Annotated in this window: 2 protein-coding genes; both read left to right on the forward strand. The window is 42.1% G+C overall.

The genetic code is table 11. From position 1 onward, the window contains the following. The first annotated feature begins 1058 nt into the window (after positions 1 to 1058). Positions 1059 to 2729: a calcium-binding protein gene (locus ACFFAP_RS36675; protein WP_375515809.1), complete on the forward strand. Its 1671-nt coding sequence runs from the start codon at positions 1059 to 1061 to the stop codon at positions 2727 to 2729. A 697-nt stretch (positions 2730 to 3426) separates the two neighbouring features. Then, positions 3427 to 4223, forward strand: a 797-nt coding sequence (locus ACFFAP_RS36680) for a calcium-binding protein (RefSeq protein WP_375515810.1), incomplete at its 3' end; no start/stop codon positions are given.

Raw genomic sequence — 4223 nt, forward strand, 5'->3', positions numbered from 1 at the left:
TCACTAACCGAAAACAATTTTGTGGTTGTTTAATTGTGATTAGCGCTCCATTACTTTAGGCAGGGATTGCGGGGTGCTGAAAAATTGCATCTCGCACTCGATTAATCAATGCAATTTAGTACTAACAGAGAGTAGATGTTGGGGGCGTTGCATAGTTGCGGCATGATTTAGCAACTTCCAAAATTCTCCCTCTGCTTCCCCTGCTTGCCTCAATTCATCCCACTGTTCTGCAACGCTGATGTTGAATTTGGTTCTTCAACTATCAGTATGTATGCGGTTGATTCGCAAGTGTTCTGGCATTAGTTGATTTATGTCTGCATCTGTAATTCTGGTAAGAGACATCTCTGAAAACTGCATAAGTATCTCTGTGACTAACTTATGGGGTGCGATCGCCTAAATTTTTGTCAATAAACAAGACTTAATAAGCAAACTTTAGATTCTATTGAGAACAAACTATTCTTATTGACATGATATGGTTGCTCTGGTAATAATATGAAGAATATGTAAACTTGTTTTTTTCAACAGAGACATTTAAGTAAATACGTTAGTATGTAGTTGTTGTAAAGTTATTTAGATTTTTCCTATTTCCAAGCTAGCTATCCACGGACAATAGACCGCAAGGAGCGCATAAAAATATCTTTGACTATCAAAAGTAAACTATTCTCTATTTAACGCTAGTAGGACTTACGCATTGACAAAAAACCAACCTCTTGAGTGTGAGTTTTAGGCATTTCAGCTTGATTTTTCGAGTTTTTTTCAGCTTTCACTACCGATCAAGGATGATCAAAAAGCCTGAAATTATGTGTTTGACTAAATGCACACACTCATGACTTTGTACAGTGCCTAAGGCTTAGATAGTCCTAAATCAGTTGGCAAGTATTACTTACAAGCCTTTTTATATGCTGAATCTTCAAATACCAATTGCTGTCCCTCAAGGGTGATATGAAAGTATACCGAAAACTTAAATTTTCGGTGACTTTTTTGTGCCCGAAAACAGCACTAACAGCAGGTTGAGAACTTAAAGTTACTGGAAAAATTGATTTAGTCAGGTAAAAATTATGGCAAATATCGTTGGAACCGACGGCTACGACTTGCTACAAGGTGGAACTGGCAATGATACTCTCATTGGTGCTCAGGGGGATGATACCCTGAGTGGTGGCGGTGGCAAAGATATTTTTATTTACAACTTGGGCGACGGCACTGATACCATCACTGATTTCGGTGGGGTAGGTAAAGGAACTAACCCGACAGCAGCAGTCATTGCTGAAGTGGACACCATCAAATTCCAGGGTGCAGGCTTAACTGCTCCAAATCTGTTGCTTACCCAAAATGGCAGCGATCTGGAAATTACCTTTGAAGGGAAGGCAGATGCCATAGTTATCCTAGAAAACTTCAAACTAGAAAACTTGGGCAATCTGAAAGCTTCTGGAACAAGACCAGCTCTTGGTAATATCTTGTTTGATGGGCAAACTACCATTACCAGCAGCTTTAATATCCTGGATGTCAACTCCACTCAAACTAACCTGGGCATCAAAAACACCGTGACCTTCCTCAATGACCTATCTAACAACATTACGGGTTTAGACGACTCAAATGATGTCGTTAATGGTCAAGGGGGGAATGACCGCATTGATGGCAAGAGTGGCAACGATTTGCTGCGGGGTGGTGCGGGAAATGATACTCTCATTGGTGGTGCGGGAAATGACACCCTCATTGGTGGTACGGGGAATGACTCACTCGTTGGCGATAACCTGCTTTCTGGGGGCGATGGCAATGATTTTCTTTCTGTCTCTGGCTACACCAGCTTCAGCTACCCAGACGACGTATACGACTCTCGCTCCTCTGGCAAGAACATCCTCAACGGTGGCGCTGGTGACGATAACTTGAGTGCTGAGGGTTCAACAGGTAATAACCTGCTGTCTGGGGATGATGGCAATGATTCTCTTAGCGTCTCTGGCTACTACAAAGGAAATGACTACCAGGACTACGACTCTCGTTCGTCTAGTAATAATACCCTCAACGGTGGTGTAGGTAAAGATACCTTGAGCGCTGGCGGTTCAACAGGCAATAACCTGCTCTCTGGGGGTGATGGCAATGATTATCTCTCCATCTCTGGCTACTACAGCTACACTCCCAGCGATCCGTTTTCACCCCGCGACGTCTCCATCACATACGACTCTCGCTCGTCTGGGAATAACACTCTTAACGGTGGCACTGGGGACGATAACTTGAATGCTAGCAATTCAAAAGGCAATAACCTACTGGATGGTGGCGCTGGCAATGATTATATTTCTGCCTCTAACGCCTCTGGTAGGAACACAATCTATGGTGGTTTTGGTAATGACACAATCTATGGTGGCAGTGGGAATGATATCCTTGCAGGTGGTTTTGGTAATGACACTCTCTATGGTGGCAGTGGGAATGATACTTTTGTTTTCAATAGTTTCAATGAAGGCATTGATAGACTTTATGACTTTAACGCCACTAATGAATTGATTCAGGTATCGGCTGTTGGTTTTGGTGGCGGGTTATCACCAGGTTCACTCTCAGCTACTCAGTTTACCCTCGGAGCATCTGCAACCACTAGTGCTCAACGGTTTGTTTATGACAATGTTACAGGTGGACTGTTCTTTGACCAAGATGGCAGTGCGGGTGGGTTTACTCAGGTAAAATTTGCACAATTATCTGCTGGTGTGACACTAACTAACAAAGATTTTGTAGTTGTTTAATCGTGATTAGGGTTTCATTACTTTAGGCAGGGATTGCGAGGTGCTGAAAATAAGCATCTCGCGCTCGATTGCTCAATGGAATTTAGTGCTAACGGAGAGTAGATGTTGGGTTTGGTTCTTGAATTTTCGGGATGTGTGCGGATAATTCGCAAGTTTTCTTGCCTCAGTTGATTTATGTATGCATTCGTAATTTTGGTAATATATAACGATTCTTGCTTAGATATAAAACATAGCCAGGCGTAGGCATCAGTGCCATCAAAAAGTAAAATGTGTATTTTATACTACTCCTCCAAACATTTGCCTACTGTTTTCTGGAAATTATTGCCTAGAAACTAAAACAATATAAAGAATAGACAAAGTTCAGTATCTGTATATACATTTCTCGGCAAATACTATGAAGAGTATGCAAAGACGCTTATTTAAGTATAGACATCTAAGTAAGATATCAAGTATGTAATTATTTTGAGGCTATTAATATGTTCTCTATGTTCAAGCTAGACACCCACGGACAATAGCTCATTATGTACAAGCCTCTTCATAGGGTGAATCTTCAAGAAATATTACTGTACCTCAAGGGTGGCGTGTAAAGTATGCCGAAAACGTCAAATTGAGGCTAATTTTTGCGCCCGAAAACAGCACTAAACTCAAGGTTTACAACTGAAGTTACTGAAAAAATCGATTTAGTCAGGTAAAAGTTATGGCAGATATCATTGGAACCAACGGTAATGACACTCTAGTGGGTAGCGACAGCACGGACATGATTAAGGGTCTTGCAGGCAATGATACCATCACAGGGAACGGGGGCGACGACACCCTGACTGGTGGTGGTGGCAAGGATCAATTTGTTTACAGCTACTATGGCGGCACTTATACCATCACTGATTTTGGTGGCGTCGGTAAAGGAATAAACCCAACAGCAGCAGTTTCTGCCGAAGTGGATACAATCAAATTTGATGGTCTAGGCTTCACTGCCGAAAATCTGTTGCTCACCCAGAACGGCAACAATCTAGAAATCACCTTTGAAGGGAACTTTAATGATACCAAAGTCATCTTGCAAAACTTTGCTCTGGAAAACCTGGATAACCTGAGCAAATCTACAGGAGCCACTGTAAACTTGGGCAATATCCTGTTTTATGGGCAAACTAGTGTTAGTGACAGCTTTGATGTCTTCAATGCCAACTCTACCCAAAGCACTATCTTCAATAAGAACACAGTCACTTTCCTTAACGACCTCGACAATAATGTTAGCGGCTTTGACAACTCAGATGATGTCATAAATAGTCAGGGGGGTGATGACAAAATCGATGGCAAAAGTGGCAATGACCTTTTGAGAGGTGGTATGGGGAATGATACTCTCATTGGTGGTGCCGGGAATGACACTCTGATTGGTAATACGGGCAAAAACTTCCTTGTTGGTGGTATTGGTGAGGATACTTTGAATGTTGAATTTACAACAGGCGATAACACCCTCAATGGTGGCGCTGGTAACGATAC

The sequence above is a fragment of the uncultured Nostoc sp. genome, from assembly GCF_964245575.1.
Lineage (GTDB): Bacteria > Cyanobacteriota > Cyanobacteriia > Cyanobacteriales > Nostocaceae > Nostoc.